Origin of the sequence: Bifidobacterium sp. W8104 (assembly GCF_016100735.1) — a bacterium.
GTDB lineage: Bacteria > Actinomycetota > Actinomycetes > Actinomycetales > Bifidobacteriaceae > Bombiscardovia > Bombiscardovia choladohabitans.
Window position 1 is genome coordinate 1,126,303 of sequence record NZ_JACFRW010000001.1, and the last position, 19,242, is coordinate 1,145,544.

The 19,242-nt window shown below is 59.7% G+C and carries 13 protein-coding genes and 1 other RNA gene; 5 read left to right on the forward strand and 9 right to left on the reverse strand.

Annotated features, from left to right (window positions below; all coding sequences use genetic code 11):
• Nucleotides 1-10 precede the first annotated feature (10 nt).
• On the reverse strand, nt 11-2,257 hold the full coding sequence (locus H3U89_RS04265) for a transglycosylase domain-containing protein (RefSeq protein WP_198178376.1): 2,247 nt from the start codon (nt 2,255-2,257) through the stop codon (nt 11-13).
• Nucleotides 2,258-2,428: 171 nt separating this feature from the next.
• Between H3U89_RS04265 and H3U89_RS04270 the strand changes: the two genes are divergently transcribed.
• The gene (locus tag H3U89_RS04270; RefSeq protein WP_029678243.1) at nt 2,429-3,571 is read left to right on the forward strand and encodes an inositol-3-phosphate synthase; all 1,143 of its coding nucleotides are present in this window, start codon (nt 2,429-2,431) and stop codon (nt 3,569-3,571) included.
• Between the two features lie 176 nt (nt 3,572-3,747).
• Here the strand turns inward: H3U89_RS04270 and H3U89_RS04275 are convergent, their stop codons facing one another.
• Nucleotides 3,748-5,271, reverse strand: coding sequence for an alpha-N-arabinofuranosidase (locus H3U89_RS04275; RefSeq protein WP_198178375.1), 1,524 nt, complete (start codon nt 5,269-5,271; stop codon nt 3,748-3,750).
• A gap of 12 nt (nt 5,272-5,283) precedes the next feature.
• Complete coding sequence (locus tag H3U89_RS04280) at nt 5,284-6,534, reverse strand: MFS transporter (protein ID WP_198178374.1); 1,251 nt, start codon at nt 6,532-6,534, stop codon at nt 5,284-5,286.
• A gap of 194 nt (nt 6,535-6,728) precedes the next feature.
• Between H3U89_RS04280 and H3U89_RS04285 the strand changes: the two genes are divergently transcribed.
• Nucleotides 6,729-7,439 carry a TetR/AcrR family transcriptional regulator gene (locus H3U89_RS04285; RefSeq protein WP_198178373.1) on the forward strand — a complete coding sequence of 237 codons (711 nt, stop codon included), beginning with the start codon at nt 6,729-6,731 and terminating at the stop codon, nt 7,437-7,439.
• A gap of 26 nt (nt 7,440-7,465) precedes the next feature.
• On the opposite strand, the gene glf is transcribed toward H3U89_RS04285, so the two are convergent.
• Nucleotides 7,466-8,644, reverse strand: coding sequence for a UDP-galactopyranose mutase (gene glf, locus H3U89_RS04290; protein WP_198178372.1), 1,179 nt, complete (start codon nt 8,642-8,644; stop codon nt 7,466-7,468).
• 236 nt (nt 8,645-8,880) lie between these two features.
• Here glf and ffs point away from each other — a divergent pair.
• Nucleotides 8,881-8,971: signal recognition particle sRNA small type (gene ffs / locus H3U89_RS04295), an RNA gene on the forward strand.
• Between the two features lie 85 nt (nt 8,972-9,056).
• Nucleotides 9,057-10,352, forward strand: coding sequence for a glycoside hydrolase family 125 protein (locus H3U89_RS04300; RefSeq protein WP_198178371.1), 1,296 nt, complete (start codon nt 9,057-9,059; stop codon nt 10,350-10,352).
• An 18-nt stretch (nt 10,353-10,370) separates the two neighbouring features.
• Here H3U89_RS04300 and H3U89_RS04305 read toward each other — a convergent pair whose 3' ends face one another.
• Genes H3U89_RS04305 through H3U89_RS04325 form a run of 5 tightly spaced genes read right to left on the reverse strand, consistent with a single transcriptional unit; the run spans nt 10,371 to nt 17,889 of the window.
• Nucleotides 10,371-11,630 carry a glycoside hydrolase 5 family protein gene (locus tag H3U89_RS04305; protein ID WP_198178370.1) on the reverse strand — a complete coding sequence of 420 codons (1,260 nt, stop codon included), beginning with the start codon at nt 11,628-11,630 and terminating at the stop codon, nt 10,371-10,373.
• A 6-nt stretch (nt 11,631-11,636) separates the two neighbouring features.
• Nucleotides 11,637-12,470, reverse strand: coding sequence for a carbohydrate ABC transporter permease (locus tag H3U89_RS04310; protein WP_154312899.1), 834 nt, complete (start codon nt 12,468-12,470; stop codon nt 11,637-11,639).
• The gene (locus H3U89_RS04315; RefSeq protein WP_154312898.1) at nt 12,470-13,441 is read right to left on the reverse strand and encodes a carbohydrate ABC transporter permease; all 972 of its coding nucleotides are present in this window, start codon (nt 13,439-13,441) and stop codon (nt 12,470-12,472) included. The genes H3U89_RS04310 and H3U89_RS04315 overlap by 1 nt, the downstream gene beginning before the upstream one ends.
• Nucleotides 13,438-14,715: an ABC transporter substrate-binding protein gene (locus tag H3U89_RS04320; RefSeq protein ID WP_198178369.1), complete on the reverse strand. Its 1,278-nt coding sequence runs from the start codon at nt 14,713-14,715 to the stop codon at nt 13,438-13,440. Before H3U89_RS04320 ends, H3U89_RS04315 begins: the two co-directional genes overlap by 4 nt.
• Nucleotides 14,716-14,766: 51 nt before the next feature.
• Nucleotides 14,767-17,889 carry an alpha-mannosidase gene (locus H3U89_RS04325; RefSeq protein ID WP_198178368.1) on the reverse strand — a complete coding sequence of 1,041 codons (3,123 nt, stop codon included), beginning with the start codon at nt 17,887-17,889 and terminating at the stop codon, nt 14,767-14,769.
• A gap of 290 nt (nt 17,890-18,179) precedes the next feature.
• On the opposite strand from H3U89_RS04325, the gene H3U89_RS04330 reads away from it, so the two are divergent.
• Nucleotides 18,180-19,199 (forward strand): phosphatase PAP2 family protein, encoded by a 1,020-nt coding sequence (locus H3U89_RS04330; protein ID WP_198178367.1) that lies wholly within the window; start codon nt 18,180-18,182, stop codon nt 19,197-19,199.
• Nucleotides 19,200-19,242 lie beyond the last annotated feature (43 nt).

The window sequence follows — 19,242 nt, forward strand, 5'->3', positions numbered from 1 at the left end:
GCTGGCTGGTTTACTCCTGGGTTGACTCGGTCCCTGAGTTGCCCTGAGTGCTGCCTTCGTTGCCGCCCTCATTGCTGCCGCTGTTGTCTTCGTTCTCCGTTCCACCTCCAGCGCCAGCGCCTGAACCACTGCCGGATCCGGACTGCCCCTGCTCGGAGTTCTGGCGCTGGGAGCGCTGCTGGGGGGCGTATGAGTATTCACGGTTGCGCGTGGACGAGCTGCTCTGCCTGGATCCGGTGCCCCAATTGCCTTCCGGGCCACCGACCTTGCCGTGGTCCTCTGCATCCGGGAAACGCTCCACCGGACTGTTGCCCAGGGCCGACTTCATGTATTGGGTGAAGAGCTGGACCGCATAGAAGTCGTCGTGATAGCGATCCGGCACCTTCAGGGCCCCGCCGTCCTGCCCCTGGTTCCAGACGGCGAAGGTGGTCAGGAGCGAGGGGGTGAATCCGATGAAGGAGATGGCGGTCTGGTCATTGGCCGTGCCGGTCTTGCCGGCGATGGGCCGCCCCAGGGAACGGGCATAGGACGCAGTGCCACGCTGGACCGTGGTGGTCATGGCCTTCTGCAGCAGAGCCACCTGATCGGCGTTGAAGACCTGATCAGACTGGATTGCGGCCGTGTAGAGCTCCTGATCCTTGGCGTCCTTGACCTGAGCGACCAAGTGCAACTTGGGCCGTTGCCCTCCATTGGCCAGAGTGGCGTAGCCCTGGGTCACGTCATAGACCGAGAGAGCGTCCACACCCAGGGTGTCGAAGGTGGTCGTATCGTCGATCTTTCCGGTGATGCCGGCTGTGTGGGCCACTTGCGCAACCTTTTGCGAGGTCACGTGCTCGCCCAAGTCCATGAAGACCGTGTTGACCGAATTGGCGAATGCCGAGTAGAGGTTGATGTACCCGTAGCTGACATTACCGGCGTTGGCGACGGACTTGCCCACGCTGGAGAAGGTACGCGGTGAATTGCCGTTGAAGACCGTGTTCAGGCTGACCCCGTCCTGGATGGCGCCCAGGAGTGTGTAGGCCTTCATGGTCGAACCGACCTGGAAGGTCGCCTGATCCACGTTGTTGAGCTGGTGGGTCAGGTAGTCGTCACCGGCGTACAGGGAGATGATGGCCCCGGTCTTGGGGTCGACCGAGAGCCCTCCGATCTGCAGGGTGGGCGGCAGATGCTTGTTGCCTGTGGACGGACTGGCCACCTGGAACATCAGATCCTGTTTGTCCTTTTGTATGGTGGTGATGATCCGGTAGCCGCCTGTATCCAGGTCGTCCGCAGTGAAGGGGGCCTTTTTGCCGGAGGACAGCTCGTTGCGGACCATGCGCAGCAGGTAGCCGTTGGGTCCCTGGTAGACGTTCTGCGGCATGTATTTGATGGTCTGCGGCATTTGGGCGCTGGCCCGGTCCTGATGGCTGATGTAGTGGTCCTCCTCCATGATGGCCAGCACGCGGCGGAAGCGCGACTCGGCCTGCTTGGGGTTGACCGCCGGGTCCCAGGAGGCCGGGGCGGGGATGATGCCAGCCAGCATGGCTGACTCAGGCATGGTCAGGTCCTTGGCGTCCTTGCCGAAGTAGTTTTGGGCGGCGGCCTGGATCCCGTAAGCACCACGGCCGAAGTAGATGGTGTTCAGGTAGTTGCACAGGACGGTGTCCTTATCCTCTGTCCTGGAAATCTTCAAGGAGAGAATGGCCTCGCGCAGCTTGCCCTTGTAGGTGGTGGTCTCGCCCAGATAGTAGCGCTCGGCATACTGCTGGGTGATGGTGGATCCGCCCTGACGGGTGCCTTTGGTCACGTTGTTGAAGAGCGCTCGGCTGATGCCTTTCAGGTCGATGCCGTTGTCCTTGTAGAAGGTGCGGTTCTCCGAGGCGACGACCGCATTGCCCACATACTTGGGCAGGACCGCGCAGTCGATGATCTCCCGGTTCTGGTTGGCATAGGTTCCGATGGGGGTGGTGCCGTCCGCATAGTAGACCGTGGTCTTCTGTGCCAGGGCCTGCTTCTCAGGCGGGATGATTTCAGTGGTCAGATACAGGTATGCGAAGGCCGCCGCTCCGGTGACCAGCAGCAATCCCAGAAGGGCCAGGGTCCACTTAAGCACGCGATGCGACTTGTGGGGCCGTCTGCGACGTGGTCCGCCGCCCCGGGGATTCCGGTCGGCATGCCGCGAGGTGAGCCTGTCGGCACGATTCCTGCTGCCGCGCGCTTCGGACCGGGTCCTGCGTGTGGGCGAGGTCGAACTGACTGAACGAGTCTGATTGGCCATGCCAACCACGCTAACCGGCGGGGCTGAGAACTGTTCGACCTAAGGCTGAACGTTCATCATTTTCGTACGTTTGCGCCATCCTTGGTGGTCTGTACTGCTCATTCCTCCATGCTATTCAGCGGGAGAAGGTATGCTTAGGTTGGAATAACTCAGTAAATCAGAGGAGTTTGTATGAGCATCCGTGTAGCTATAGCGGGCGTGGGCAACTGCGCTTCCTCGCTGGTACAGGGAGTCGAGTATTACAAGGACGCCAAGGATGATGACAAGATCCCGGGCATCATGCACGCCAATTTCGGCGGCTACCGCATTCGTGACGTGGAGTTCGTGACCGCCTTCGATGTGGATTCACTCAAGGTCGGCAAGGACCTGAGCGAGGCCATCTTCGCCTCGCAAAACAACACCTACAAGTTCTGCGACGTTCCCAACAAGGGCGTTGAGGTCCTGCGCGGGCCGACCGGCGACGGGCTGGGCGAGTACTACAAGAAGATGATCACCGAGTCGGATGCCGAGCCCGTGGATGTGGCCCAGGTCCTGCGCGACAAGAAGGTCGATGTGCTGGTCTCCTACCTGCCCGTCGGCTCTGAGCAGGCCGACAAGGCCTACGCCACCGCCGCCATTGAGGCCGGGTGTGCCTTCGTCAACTGCCTGCCTGTCTTCATCGCCTCCGACCCCGAATGGGCCCAGAAGTTCCGCGATGCAGGTCTGCCCATCGTGGGTGATGACATCAAGAGCCAGGTTGGCGCAACCATCACCCACAGGGTCATGGCCCGCCTCTTCGAGGACCGCGGCGTGCGCCTGGACCGCACCTACCAGCTGAACGTGGGCGGCAACATGGACTTCATGAACATGCTGCAGCGCACTCGCCTGGAGTCCAAGAAGGTTTCCAAGACCCGTGCAGTCACCTCCATCGTCCCTCACGACATGGATCCCCACAACGTCCACATCGGTCCTTCCGACTACGTGGCCTGGCTGGATGACCGCAAGTTCGCCTTCGTGCGTCTGGAGGGCACCACCTTCGGTGACGTCCCGCTGAATCTGGAGTACAAGCTGGAGGTCTGGGATTCGCCCAACTCGGCCGGTATCGTCATCGATGCCCTGCGCGCCGCCAAGATAGCCCTGGACCGCCACCTGGCCGGCCCGGTGCTGGCACCCAGCTCCTACTTCATGAAGTCGCCCGCTGTCCAGCATGAGGACAACGAGGCCCGCCAGCTGGTCGAGGACTACATCGCCGGCAAGGTGGAGGGCGACGAGAGCGCCCTGGACGCCGATGTCAAGGCCGCCAAGGAGAACGGCAAGGACGTCTGGCACGCCTGAGTAGAACAACCCAGTCGGGCGCTGTCATGCGCCTGATATAAGCATGTGGCCGACCTCTTTCGGGGGATCGGCCACATGCTGTTTATATGTTTGGTTTGTTTATATAGCTGGATCGTAGATTTGAATCGGCGGACTTCAGGCATAGTGCCCAGCCCGCCGATTGCTGCTGTTGACCCTCAGACCATGGCCAGGTCAAGCACATTCACTGAGGCCGGATCCAGGCGGACTGTAATTTCACGTCCTTCGGGGATGTCCGAGACATCGACCTGGCGAGCCCTGACCTGGTCCGGGTCGGATCGGGTATTGCAGGCATGTGGATCCTGTGCAGAAAGGCTTTGCATGCCCGCAGGACGCACAGACTCGGGCAGGGTCAGCGTCGCTTCGGCGGCCGAGGCCATGTCGGCGTTGACCAGATCCACCATGATGTGTCCGTTCTTGACCGAGGCAAAGACGTGCAGGGAAGGGTTGTCGGCCTCCGGCAGGCTCTGGACCGCCCGGGCCCCCTGGTGGCACCGGTACATCATGAAGACGTCGTAGTTGGGGGTCAGGATGGTGGCGTCGTCCTCGGTCAGGATCAGCGAGTTGAGGACGTTCAGGGTCTGGGCATTGCAGGCCATGGACACCTTGTCGCATCTGGACTGGAGGATATCCAGCGTCAGAGCCGAGGTGACCGCGTCGCGCATGGTCACCTGCTGCCGGAGCGCCGGACGAGCCGTGAAGGCATCGCCATGCCAGTTGCCCCATTCGCCCATGACCAGGTCGACCCTTGTCAGCCTGGAATCCATGGTGCTCTCAGGGTGGGGCATGGTGGCCAGGCAGGCCTGCATCAGATCCCACTGCTGATCGATGACCTCACCGAGCTCAAGGGCGCCTCTGATCACCCGATCCCAGCCGTCCTGATCAAACCGAGTGGAAGTGTCGTCGGGATGGTCGATGTTCCAGTTGTAGAAGTGCAGGTCGTAGGCGGCGATGGGTGGCTGGCGGTACTGGGCCAAAGCCTGGAAGAAATCCCTGGTCCAGCGCACCCGTTCCATGGGCTTGTTGCCGTCCGGGCCGCAGGCGATGGGCCGGATCATCGGGGGTTGATCCCCGTTCTCGGCGAAGGTGGGCATGGCCGAGGCGAACATCCGATAGCGGTCCGCGTACATGGACGGGGTCATCGTCCCCCCGCCGGCCCAGGGCTCGTTGCCCAGACCCCAGAACTTCACGCCATAGGGGGAGGGGTGGCCGTTGGCGGCCCGCATGGCTGACATGGCCGTGCCCGATGGACGGTTGCAGTACTCCATCCAGTCGCGCATCTCGGCCACGGATCCGCTCAGCATGTTCACGTTGATCCAGGGTTCGGCGCCAACGGCCTGGCACAGTCTGAGGAATTCGTCGGTGCCGAAGCCGTGTCCGTCGGGTTGGTAGGTGCCGAAGTTCTCGTTGTACCCCACCGGACGCTGATCGCGTGGCCCGACCCCCTGACGCCAGTGGTAGGTGTCGGCATAGCAGCCGCCGGGCCAGCGTAGCAGGGGAGGTTTCAGTGCTTTCAGGGCCTTGAGGGTGTCCGTGCGGATGCCGTCGGTGTTGGGAATGGGGGAATCCGTTCCCACCCATAGTCCCTGATCGATGCACTCGCCGAGGAATTCGATGAACTGGCCGTGCAGGTAGGGGCTGATGGTGCCGGTAGTCAGGCGCGGGTCGATGTGGATGCTCACTGTTTGGACTCCTTACTTGATGGTGCGGATGCGGCTGATGAAGATGCAGGCCAGCAGCACCAGGACGATGGCGGTGGGGAAAACCAGCTGGTAGGACTTGGTCACCGAGACGATCAGCGATGTCACCATGGGCCCCACCATCTGGCCCAGGGTGGTGGCGATGTTGAGGATGCCCAGATCCTTGCCTGCCTCCTCGGCATTGGGCAGAACGTCAACGTTGAGCGCCTGGTCGACCGACCCATACATGCCGTAGCCGAAGCCGCCGATGGCGGTGAACAGGATCATGCCCAGGGGGCTGTGGATGATCCAGGGCATGGCATAGCCCAGGGCCAGAAGCAGGCTGGCGATGACCACGGGCATCTTCCTACGGCCGATCCTGTCGGAGATCGGGCCGGCACCCAGGGCGGCGATCATGGAGACCACAATCAACACCAGGGACATGGTCGACATGGTGGCCGCCGAGTCCTTGACGGACTGGCCCATGTAGTCCTGGAGGATGAAGAGCTGGTAGTTGAGAATCATGTAGTAGCTGAACAGGAGCAGGGAACGTCCCACGAAGGCCATCCAAAAGTCGGGCGCATGGCGAGGCGGGCGGAAGGATTCCAGGATGGAGCGCAGGCTGCTGCTCAAAGCGGGCATGTCCTTTGATGAGGGCTCCTTGGGCCAGATGACCACTGTGACCAGTCCGGCCACGCCCATGACCATGCCGGACATGATCCAGCCCGGGATCTGCATGGTGATGAAACGGGCGCCGACCAGCGTACCCAGGGAGTTGCCCACCAGATTGCCTGCCGATATGAATGCCGACATGGTGGCCCGCTGTGACTCGGGAACACGGTCGGAAAGGGATGCGACCACTGGCGAGATCATCATGTTCAGGCCGACCATGGCCAGGCAGTAGAAGATGCCGATGGCCCAGACGTTGGCAATGATGCCCATGAGGAAGAGCGAGATGCCGGCTATAAGGCCGCCGGAAACGACCCAGGGGGTTCTGCGGCCAAAGATGGAACGGGTCCTGTCGGACAGGTTGCCCACGATCAGGTTGGACACCAGGGAGGTCAGGGCCGTGGTGGCGTTGAAGACCCCGGATATGGCCACCTTGGACCCCGGAGCGATGTCGGTCAGGCGTTGGGGCAGCAGGACCGAGGCGACGATGGACAGGGCCATCATCCAGAACAGATTGAAAACGAAGAAGGCAATGCAGTATCGGCTTTTAGCTGCGGTGCCGAGCTCTTGCCTGCCTGCTGAATCGGCTTGTGTCATTATCCAACTCCCTCTCTTTCGGTGCGTCTGTGCACAGTGGGGAAGCGCCGTGCTTCCTGTATTGTTTTATATCTTAAATATATGAAATAAGCAAGAGGGCAGGTCATTGTGGGCGGTTCCGTCAAGGGAGCGTCTAGGGAAAGGGGCTATGTACGGCTTAGGACGGTCTGTCGGCCAACGGTATGATGATTCTGATGAGTGATGCGAATAGGAAGACCACCAGTAGGGCGGGCGGAGATCAGGTTGGACGCCTTCCGGGCCGCCCGATTGGCGCCCGCCAGCGGATGGCCCCCGGTGAACGCCGCAGACAGATAGCCCAGGTCGCCGCCCAGATGATCGCCTACTATGGCACCTATGGTGTCTCCATGCAGGCCATTGCGGATGCCGTCGGTCTGACCTTGCCGGGACTGCGTCATTACGTCCGCACGCGCGAGGAGCTGCTCTCCCTGGTCATCCAGGTCTACTACGACCAGGGTTCCTTCACCTTTGGGTCCAAGCCCGGCGAGCGCGATGAGCTGGCCATTGGTCGAGACCGGGAGGGGCATCCCCTCTATTCGCTGCCGGGTTATCTGCGTCGTCTGGTCAAGGAGAACGCCGAGCGTATGGTCCTGGTCATGCTCTTCATGCATTTGGCTGTAGAGGCTCACGATCCGGCTCATCCCGCACACGAGTACTACCGTAATCGCCATGCCCGGATGATCGACTTTATGGATGGGATCCGTTGGAAGCTGCCTGAGCCCTATCGGGATCGGTCGGCCTTCCACCGGTTGATTAGAACCGTTTATTGCACCATGGATGGAGTGCAGATCCAGGCACTGACCAATCCCGACGACGACATGATCGCCCTGTGGACAAAGGCGGAACCCATTCTCTTCCCGTCACCCCAGTGGGATGATTGCCGCTAGAGGGTCGACAGGAATCGGGTGCTGTTTCAGTCCTTGGCGGGGCCTACCAGGGGAGCGATCCGCTTGTCCCAGGCATCCAGGGCCGAGTTGATGACCTGGTGCATGTCATAGTAGGCGTAGGTGCCCAGGCGGCCGCCGAATACCACCTTCGGCTGTTGGGCCGCCAACTGCTTGTACTGGGTATAGAGGGCCCGGTCGTCGCTGGTGTTGATGGGGTAGTAGGGCTCGTCGCCCTTGCCGGCGAAGCGGCTGTATTCCTCCCAGACCACAGTGCGCTCATGGTTCTGCCGGTCGTAGCGTTCGGGGTTGAAGTTCTTGAACTCGATGGCGCGGGTGTAGGGCACGTCAGGATCGGAGAAGTTCATGACCGGGCAACCGAAGTGGTCGTCCTCGTCGTAGCGGCGCTCCTTGAAGTCCACGGTCCGCCACTTGAGCTCGCCCAGACGATAGTCGAAGTAGCGGTCGACCGGGCCGGTGTAGACCACGGGGACCTGTCCCACCAGAGCATCCCGATTCCAGGGCTGGGAGTTGTCGAAGAAGTCGGTTTGCAGACTCACCTGGATGCGGGGGTCGTCGATCATCCGCTCGAACCAGGCCGTGTAGCCGTCCTTGGGCAGTCCCTCCCAGGTGTCCTTGAAGTAGTGGTTGTCGTAGTTGAACCGCACCGGAAGCCGCTTGATGATGGAGGCGGGCAGCTGGGAGGGGTCGGTCTGCCATTGCTTGGCCGTGTAATTCTTGATGAAGGCCTCGTACAGGGGCCGGCCGATCAGAGAGATGCCTTGGTCATTCAGGTTGCTCGGGTCGGTCCCTGCCAGCTCGCCAGCCTGCTCCCGGATCAGTTCCCGGGCCTGCTGGGGGGTGTAGTGGGCGTGGAAGAACTGGTTGATGGTGCCCAGGTTGATGGGCAGGGGGTAGACCTCGCCCTTATGGGTGGTGTAGACCCGGTGGGTGTAGTCGGTGAATTCGGTGAAGCGGTTGACGTACTCCCAGACCTTGCGGTTGGAGGTGTGGAAGAGGTGGGCACCGTACTTGTGGATTTCGGCTCCGGTCTCCTCATCCATGTAGGAGTAGGCGTTGCCGCCGATGTGGTCGCGCACGTCGATTATGCGTACCCGGGCTCCGCTGTGCTCGACGGCCTGCTGGGCCACGGTCAGACCGAACAGGCCAGCACCCACAATCACCAAATCAGCATCCATATCAGCCATTCGTCTTCAGCCATCCATCCCTTGTCGCTGTGATGCCGGGCTATTTACTATCTATTGCCATCGTCCGGCATGATCCGTGATCGACCGCTGGAGTACGGCGATCCTGTTGCCTACATGTTAGCGAACAGGTCTGGTCAGGGAAGCTGCGGGCGGCAATATCGACCGAATACGCACCTGACATGGATGGGTCGGCGCTTTCCAGTGGACAAATGGAGCCCGTCTGCTATCATAGTGACTTGCTCTCACGTGGCGTTATGTCACCCAATCCCCCCAGGGCAGGAATGCAGCAAGGGTAAGTGGCCTCTGGCGGGTGCGTGGGAGTTTTCCATGTTTGGCTTTTGGCTAGGGGTTGTCCTGATGCGTGGTTGGCATCGGCGGCATCCACTGCCACGCAAGAGGCAAGGGCGCGACTATGACCGATCAGAAGATTCCCGTTTCAGTGTCGTCATTCATCGAGCGGATGACCGATTTATGCGGGGACCGGCATCCGGCTTGGGCCAGGGTTTTCCAGGAGGCTTTCGCCAACACGCTTTCAACCACGGTCAGGAGGGAGGATGACGGCACTACTTTCCTGCTCACTGGAGACATACCGGCCATGTGGCTGCGAGATTCCACGGCGCAGGTACGTCCCTATCTGGTCATCGCACGCGACGATGACGATATGGCTGCCATGATATCGGGCCTGGTCAGAAGGCAATTCGCCTACATCTGCATAGATCCGTATGCCAACGCCTTCAATGAGACCCCTTCAGGGGCTGCCTGGGATCCCGATGACCGGTCGGACTTTGCCAGCCCCTGGCTTTGGGAGCGCAAGTATGAGGTGGATTCCCTCTGCTATCCGGTTCAGTTGGCCTGGCTGCTCTATCGCAATACGGGACGGACGGACCAATTTGACGCCAACTTCATCAAGGGGGTCCGCCGAATTCTGGATGTCTTCGAGCTGGAACAGGATCATGCCCGCTCGCCTTATTTCTTCATGAGGAAGACCGATCTTGCCCAGGATACTTCGTCCGAAGAGGGTCGTGGCCATCCGGTGGCTCCGACAGGGATGACCTGGTCGGGTTTCCGCCCCAGCGATGATGCCTGCACCTACAACTATCTTGTTCCCTCCAACATGTTCGCTTCAGTGGCCATGGACCTCCTGAAGCGAATCTTTACTGGCCCCTTGGATGATGCAGGGTTGGCAGACCGTGCAGACAGGCTCGGCCGCGCCATCCGCCTGGGCATAGAACAGCATGGGATCACCAGGAATGCGGCAGGGAAAGCCATCTATGCCTATGAGGTGGATGGACTGGGCGGGGTCGGTGTCATGGACGACGCCAATGTTCCCAACCTGATTTCGGCTCCTTATATAGGGTTCTGTACCTTTGACGATCCGATTTATCTGGAGACGCGTCGTACCTTGCTCAGCCCGGAGAATCCATACTACTACGAAGGATCCTGGGCCAAGGGAATCGGATCCTCCCACACTCCAGCCGACTATGTCTGGCCTATAGCGCTGGCCATGGAGGGACTGACAACCAAGGACCGTGACGAACAGGGCAGAATATTAGACATCCTGGTTCAAACCGATGCCGGCACTCATCTGATGCATGAGGGATTCGACGTCAACGATCCGAGCAAGTACACCCGCCCTTGGTTCAGCTGGGCCAATATGATGTTCTGCGAACTTGCCATGGGCTATTTCGGCATCCGTGTCGAACAGTAGCCTCGGCGCAGACCGCTGCTAGAGCGATTCGGCTGTGACCAGCCTGGCAATCCCGCGTTCTGCCAGGTAGGCAGCATCGTTCGCGCGATCCTGGTTAGTGAATAGGGGGGATTCGCCCGAGTCTGCGTCATTCATCCAGGCTTCGAAAATACGCCCGCCAGGTGCGCAAGCACTGCGGATTTGCGACATTCCCTCTGGGTCCGAGGGGAGGACGATTGCGACGCGATCCCGATTTGCGTTGCCACCGTCCTGCCGGTCATTCGGGAGGTTGTGGATCTCCTCGGCCAGACTGGCGAAGAGTCGTCCGAGCTCCTTGACCTGTCCTTCCTGATCAATCAGCCCCAGGTCATACTCCAGATCCGGGAAGTCGGCCAGGCTACGGTTCACGTCATGGGAACACCACCAGGTGATGCCGAACAGATCCTCGGCCTGCGCCATCCTTCTGACGGATTCCTGCATGAAGGTTGGTGCTTGGGCGGCGGTCATGACGTTGAGCGGGGCACCGATCTCCTGGGCCCAAACTTGCCGATGGGCTTGATCCTCGTAGGCTTTGGCCAGTTCAATCAGGTAGCGGCCGTGGTTCAGACACTCCGGGCTGACGGGCCCGTATTTGCTGGCGACGCCGTTGAATACCCAGGCATGGACCGTAGACAGGCTGCCGATATGCCCCTGCTGAACCGGGGTGAAGGCGTGGCCGGGCAGGTACCAGACTGCATCGTCTTCGCTATGGACCAGAATGCGATGGTCCTGCTCAGCACGGGCAGCCAAAGGGCTGATCAAGGCGTCAATCCAGGCTTCGACCTGCTCGCTGGTCGCCGTCATGCCCAGTGGGTGCGCTGTTCCAAGAAACTGATTGCACTCGTTGCCCACTGTCAGCCCCCGGAACCCGTCCAGGTCTTCAAGGCTCCTATAGACCTGGAAGATCAGGTCGGCCTCGGCCTGGACGGTCGGTTCGTCAGTGAATATGTTCCTGGCATGCCATGTGGTTACCCAAGAAGGCAGGAAGTCGAAGCTTGACAGGTGCCCCTGGATCACGTCCACGAAGGAGTCAAGACCACGTTGCCCGGCCATGTCGACCATTTGATGCAGGTCGTCCAACCCTTGACGATTGATCATGGTTCGGTTGGGTTGAAGGATTGGCCAGAGGGGGAAGACCCTGATGTGGTCTGCCCCCAGAGAGGCAATCTGGTCCAGGTCCCGGCCGATTGCCTGCCAGTCAGGGTTCAGCCAGGTATGGAACCATCCGTGTGAGGGTGTGTAGTTGACGCCGAATCTCATCCCTGCTTACTCCTTGACTCCGCCGGTCTCCACGCCGTCGAAGAAGTAGCGTTGGAAGGCCACGAAGAAGATGATGATTGGGATTAGGGCAATGACGGCTCCGGCTGCAATCAACCGCGGGTCGGTGACGAAGGCGCCCTTGAGCTTGTTCAGTCCGATGGTCAGGGTGTACTTGGACTCGTCTCCGATGACCACCAAAGGCCACATGAAGTCGTTCCATGCTCCCACGAAGGAGAAGATGGCGACTACCATCGCCGTGCCTCTGACTTGGGGCAGGCAGATGTGGATGAACCTCTGCCAGACATTGGCGCCGTCCACCTCGGCCGCCTCTTCCAGTTCGTGAGGGATCGAAGCAAATGCCGTCATCATTAGCAGGATGTTCATGGCTCCGCACAGTCCGGGCAGGACGACTCCCAGCAGGGAGTTGTTCAGGTGTAGTCCCCGAATGGTCAGGAACTGCGAGACCAGAACGGTTTCGCCGGGGATCAGCATGCATCCGAAGATGAATCCGGCCACCAGCTTCTTGCCGGGGAACTTGAGCCTGCCCAGGGCATATCCCGCAAGTGTGGCCGTCACCAGATTGCCTACGACGTTGATGATGGTGACGATCAGCGAGTTGAGGGCATAATGCAGAATCGGGATCTGATGAAAGACCCTGATGAAGTTGTCCCAGGTGAAGTCCTTGGGGATGAAATAGGGCGGGATGGCGTAGATGTTGTCTCCGCGTCCTTTGAAGGCCAATGAGACCTGCCAGATGATGGGACCCACCAGAAGGATGAACAAGACGGTGCATGCCAAGTACCGGATGACGGTCCCCGGGGTGATTCTGTTCGCGCGCATCAGTTGTCCGCCTTCCTCTGCACATAGAACTCGATTGAGGTGATGATGCCCAGGATGAAGAACATGATGATGCTCAGGGCGCTGGCATAGCCGGTTCTGGCGGTCAGACCCGTGCCCTCGCGCATGATCAGCATGGACATGGTGACGTCCTTCCCGCCCATTCCTCCGGTGCCCCCGGTAAGCATGTAGACCTCATTGAAGACTCGGAAGGCTGCGATGGATGAAAGGAGCAGGATGAGCACCATGGTCATCCTGCAGCCGGGCATGGTCACCGAAATGAACTGGCGAACCGGACCGGCTCCGTCGATGGAGGCAGCTTCGTAAAGGCTGTCGTCTATGTTGGCCAGAGCCGCCAGATAGATGACCATGTAGTATCCCAGACCTCCCCAGATGGTGACCAGCATGGCGCTGAAGAGGAGCAGCCAACGATCCTGGAGGAAGGGAATGGGTTCTTTGATCCACTTCAGGCCCATGAAGATTGCGTTGACCAGGCCCTTGGCGCTCATCATATTGGTCCAGATCAGTCCTGATATGACCGATCCGGCTACTGCGGGCACGTAGAAGGCCGTCCTGAAGAAGCTCATGATCTTAGTCTTCTTATTGACCAGTACAGCCAGGATAAGAGGCAGTATTACCATGCAGGGAGCCATGCATAGGGCGTAGATCGTTGAGTTCAGCAGGGCCGTGTGAACCTTGGTGTCGGCCAGAACGGCCGAGTACTGGCTAAGTCCCACGAATTTCCCTGTACGCAGGAGCGTCGAATTCGTGAAAGAGAGCCGGATCGTGTTCAGGAACGGATAAATCGTAAAAACCAGGGTAAAGATGATGGGAATGATCAGGAAGAGCCAGGGGGACCAAGGCTTCATGGTCGAAATGGACCTTGAGCCCTTGCCCTTCTGTGGCTGATGCTGATCAGCATCATGGGCGGGGGTCACACGGGCCCCCGCTTTCTGGTTGGCGGCCAGGCTCATTGGGCCAGCCTGTCGTTGGCGTCCTTGACGGCGGTGTCCAGGGCCTGCTTGGCAGAGATCTGCCCGATGACGGCCTGCTGAAGCTGCTCGCCCAGTTCATCCAGGTCGGACTGGATGAACTGTGGAGGATCCATGACCTCGCCGTTCTTGATATTGGCAGCCAGCATGACCAAGGTCTTGGACTCGAGGCTCCCATCATCCTTCCGGAAGTAGGGGTCATCCACGCCCTTGGCTGTGGAGGGGAAGGTCTGGGAGCTCTTGGCGAAGTCCACCTGGTTGGTGTTGTTGGTCACGAAGGCAGCGAACTTGTGGGCGGCGTCCTTGTGCTTGGACTGTGAACTCACAGCCAGAATCTCCGCATTGAGGCTTTGATGCCCGCGTGTGATGGCTGGAGCCACGGCAAGATTCTTATAGATTTCGGGTGCATTCTGCTTGAAGTCCTTCAGGTCGTACATGAAACCGCTGCGGGTGGCTACAGATCCTTGCTTGAACAGGTCAGTGGTTTGCGATCCCGACGCGGCGACGGCCTCCTTGCTCATCATGCCGTCCTTATACATATCGACGTAGTGCTGAACCAGCTCCACGCCCTTGGGCGAGTTGAAGGTGAACTTGGTCTGGTCCTTGTTCATGATTTCACCGCCGTACTCGCCGAAGGTGCCGATGGTGGGCAGAGCTGCGGACCACTGGTACTTGCCCTTGCAGGTCGTGGCCATCTGATGGGAGGCCTCGAAGTAGGATTCCCAGGAGTCCGGCAGCTTGGCTGTGTCCATGCCGCATTCGGTCAGGATCTTCTTGTTGTAGAAAGTCGGACCAAGTGTCAGGTACCAGGGGTATGCATAGGCTCCGTCGTCGCCGAAGCCCTTGAAGGTCACGCTCTTCCAGGTCCCCTTGGTGTACTCCTTTTCGATGCCTGGATTGGCTTTGGAGACATTGTCGATGGCTCCGGACTTGGCCAGGATGTATGCATCCTTTGGCATCATGTCCATTACATCAGGCAGCTGGTTAGCAGCGGCATCGGTCGAGAGTTTGTTGGCGTATCCGTCGCCGGGCTGATCGATCCACTTGACCTTGATGCCGGGGTTTTGCTTTTCGAACTTGGCAATGAGCCCGTTGAAATAGTCTTTGTAGACGCTTTCAAGGTTTTTGGTCTGGAAGCTGATTGTGCTGTTTTCCTTGTCGGCGCTCTTGTCTGACGATCCGCAGGATGCTAGTCCTGTCATCATGGCAAGAGCCCCGCAGGCTGCTATGAGTTTCGTGATTCTGGTCGTATTCATGATTGCGTTTCCTTTCCTAACTATCGGTATATGAGGTGATGAGGTACTTGGTCAGCGGGTCACTCGCAGGGTGGCGAGCTGGAAGGGGGAGAAGACGAGCTCGGCTGAACTGATTGCTGAACCGTTAGTGCAGGTGAGGGCTTTATGCTCGTCAGCGGGCAGGTTATCGCCCTCAAGAGTGTCCGTTTCACGCACGACGGCCCCGGCGAAGGCCGAGGAGGGTTTCAAACGGACCTTGGCGGTGGATCCGGCCGCCTCGTAGAGGCGCAGGATCAGGTCTCCACTCCCGTCGTCAGCCAGTTTGATCCAATCGATGACTACGGTTCCTTCTAGAGAGTCCAGGGTCACAGGCGGCTCGATTTCGGGCACGTCGTTCAGAATCGGCGCGTTGACCCGATTGGCCTCGTCCAGGGTGTCGGCCAGGTTGTTGCCGGCCGAGACGGTCCAGTGGAAGTCGTGAATGCCTGTATCCGTGTCCGGGTCGGGGAAAATCGGCGATTCCAGAAGAGACAGCCTGACCATGGTGCCGGATGGTTCGTTCGAATCATTCCGAAGCGGGTAGGCATCGGCCCCGTAGGTGCTGGCGTTGACCACTGACACGGATTGACGCGAATCCGCGATTCGGACGAATCGATGTGTGCAGCTTTCGAACTTGGCCTCGTCTCCAGGCGTGTTCTTGGTCACAGGCCGATTCACATACCCGTACTGGCATTCGAACTGGCCCTGGTCTGCGATGATCGAGACTGGCATGCGAACCTTCAGGAAGCGCTCCTTCTCACGCCAGTCGATCCGAGCTGAGAAGTCCAGGGAGTTTGACCCGGGAGACAGGCTGATCATGGTGCGGAAGCTGCTGGTTCCGTATCCGGCCTCTACAGTGACTTCGGCCGAACCGTTCTGATTGACTTTCGCTTGGACGATCCTGGAGTCGGTCACGGTTTTCCCGGTCAGGAGCGCATCGCGCTCGATATCCCAGGCATCCCACATGGAGGGTTGATCGATGAAGAGCTCATAGACGCCCATGGTCTCGCCCTCGGCGACCATTTCTAGGTTTCGGGCTGTATCCACGCAGGAGGTGACTGCCCCGGCGGCATTCAGCCGAACCCGCAGGAACCCATTGTCTAGCAAGCAGCCTTCTTCGGTCTGGGTGAGGTTGACTGCCCGACCTTGACGGATTGGAGACTGTGGAGTCCAGGAGCCGCCTGTCTGCGCAAAGGGAAGCAATTGCGCCTGAGGCAGGATCGGAAGGTCGGGATGGTTTGCCGTCAGAGCGTCGCAGGCGGATCGGATCAGGCTTTCAAGCTTGGCTAGGTCTCGCTTGTATGCCTCCCGGGCCTGGCGATGCACCCAGGCGATGGCTGATCCGGGCAGAATGTCATGGAACTGGTTGAGCAGGAGGGTCTTCCAGATCTGGTCGAGGTCCTGGCGGGGATAGACGTATGACCCTCCGTCCAGCGCCGCCATGGCGCATAGATACTCGGCCATGCGCAGAAGGGACTCCTCCTGGCGGCATCCCCGCTTCATGTCCTGTTGAGAGGTCAATGTTGCCCGGTGGAGTTCCAGATAGAGCTCGCCCTTCCAGACCGGCATCTCCGCTCCGGCGGTTGCCGGCATTTTCCGGCCAAGGGACTCGAAGAACTCATCCGGAGTGCCGATGGTCACCGGCGGCACCCCTTGCAGATCAGCGAATCTGTGGACCCGGCCCAGCATCTGCCTTGTAGGACCCCCGCCGCCATCGCCGTAGCCGTACAGAATCATGGCCTGGTCCGAAAGGTCCTTGTCCTTGAAATTGTGCTCTGAGTACTGCAGTTCCTTGGCGCTAACCTGGGCCCCATAGGTGTCGGAGGGCGGGAAATGGGTGAGAATCTGCGACCCATCGATTCCTTGCCAGAGGAAGGAGTGATGGGGGAAGCGGGTGGTGTCTGACCAGGCAATCTTCTGCGTAAGGAACCACTGGTAGCCGCTGCGCCGGGCGATTTGTGGGAAAGCGCCGGTGTAGCCGAAGCTGTCAGGCAGCCAGATTCCCTTGGGGCTAAGTCCGAACCTGTCCCGGAAGTACCGTTGTCCGTAGGATATTTGTCGGATTAGGGATTCACCGCTGGGCAGCATACCGTCGGATTCAACCCACATGCCTCCCACGGGAATGAACCTGCCCTCGGCTACTCGTGCCTTGACCCTGGCGAACAGATCCGGGTAGCCTTCCTCAAGCCAGGCATATTGCTGGGCGGAGCTCATGGCGTAGGTGAATTCCGGATCCTCGTCCATCAAAGCCAAGACATTTGAGACGGTTCTTGCCACCTTGCGGCGGGTTTCCCTGACGGGCCAGAGCCAGGCGGAGTCTATATGGGCGTGGCCTATGGCTGTGTGCCTGAGCCCAACTTTTTCGGCAGGGGTCGACAGCACCTTGGCCAGGGCTTGACGGGCTGGGCCTACGGTCCGGGCTCTGTTCTGGTCGTCATAGAGGTTCATGGATGCCTGGAGGGATTTGGCCAGCGTCCAGTACCAAAGAGAGTCCTTATCCTGGATGCCGATGAGTTGGCTGACTGCATCCAAGTCGGCCCTGTAGGCATCCAGCTGTCGGTCATGCAGGCAGACATCCGCTTTTCGGAAGGTATAGGGCTGGTCGGGCCTGCCTGTAGGCCCAGCGCCGAGTTCAGTCCTGGCGAACGACGGTACTCCCAAAATGACAGGGTTGCAGGCTGCTTCCAGGTAGAGGGTGAAGGAGCCATCGGCAGCAATGGCTGAATCGACTCCGGCTGGGCCTATCAGAGGTACCCAGGTGTTCAGCGGATGGACGGCCTTGATGACCGTCCCGTCAGGTCGAAAGACCATCCCTTCTATGTGCCCGCCTACGAAATCGGGATGCCAGCCCAAATCGATGTTCAATTCAATGGGCCGGTCGGGCACAGGGTTAAGCATGTCGACGGGTATCTTTCCCTTCAGCTCAAACCAGGTGGTTCCCCAGGTGGTTCCCCAGGTGGTTCCGAGCCTAAATGGTTGGAATTCCGCTCTTCCGCTGCGTGCGTCCTCCAGAAAGAGCGCCGGCGGTACAGGTTCTCCGGGATTTTCGTGGCTGCGGACCTGGCATGTTGACAGGGCCGTGTCCACATAAGGGCTGACGCGTTGACGAATTACGCGTTCGCACTTGGTAAGTTCTCGCTCCACGTTGAGATACATGACGCTCCTTAGAGTCTGCTGGAATACGCCAACACCGCGCTGACTGCCCCCGGCTCCAATGCTGGCGAATAACTGCCATGCTAACATCTTTTTGTTAACATTATACACAAATTGGGACGAGTTGATGATTTCTCTTAGACAGCGGAATCAGGGAGACGGTTGATTGGCAGGGTTGGTTTCCTTGTATATTGCCATTTTGCCCGCTGAAAAATCGTAAAGATGGTGAATTGAACGCGTTAGTCGGACGGGGTGTCGGCTGTCGACCCAGGGGTTGGATAGAGTCTAGAGGTATGACCAACAAGCGCGAGCAGGGCGAAGCACAACAGACTTGGTACCGGAGCCCGAATGAGCAGACCGAAGAGGATGGCAGTCATGTTGACCGGGATCCCCTGACTTCTCGCCCACGGATTTCAGCCCTGGTCCTGTGCCTGGTCTCCGGCCTGGTCTGCCTGGGTCTGGCGGCTTTGGTCTGGTGGGCGGCCGTCTGGACTGTTCCCGGGCAGACCTACGACGACATGGCCCTGGCCAACTTCCGGGGTTTTCTTGACCAGGCGCCCCTGGTCAAGTCTTATCTGGGGCTGTTTACCATTCCTTATGTGACTGTGGCGATCTGCGTGGTGCTGGGTCTTACAGCCCTGTCGGTTGTTCTGGCTCGCCGCCGGTGGTGGCTGCTCGGCCAGGTTGCGATTTATGCTCTGGTGGTCTACGGGGCGGCGCGTGTTCTCAAACGCTTCCTGCCTCGTCCTGTGCTGATCCATGCTCAGGCCTCCGCAGCCAATTCGGCTCCATCCGGGCACACCATCCTGGCTCTGGCGGTGGTCCTGGCCCTGCTCTGTGTGGTGCCGCGCGTTTGGAGGGCCCCGGTCGCCTTGATGGGATTCGCCTTTGATCTGTCCGTGGGCTGCTCGCTGGTGCAGGGCGGCTGGCACCGCCCCTCAGACGTGATCATGGGCACTCTTATTCCGGTTGGTCTCTGTCTTATTGCCCTGGCCGCCACTCGAGGCACCGGGATGGATGTTCCTGGGACCAGAATGTCCTCGGCTTCGATCCAGATTGTCTCCACACTGATGTTGGTTGCGGGGTTCCTGGGGATTCTCTACGCCTGCTATGTCATCTGGCAGGTCAGTCCTGGTCTGGAGATCGGCGCCCGGTGGACGGCCTATGGGGTTCACTGCTCGGCCGTCATAATGATGGCCTCTGTTCTGTCGCTGACCCTGGGACTGGTTCTGGCAATGAGGCAGATCACGGCCTCGCCTCTGACCAGGATGGGCCTTGTCGGTCGGCCTCCGGCTCCGCCTCAAAATGACTGAGGTCGATCTCTGGGCGTACTGAGCGCCTCTGATTCATCCACCA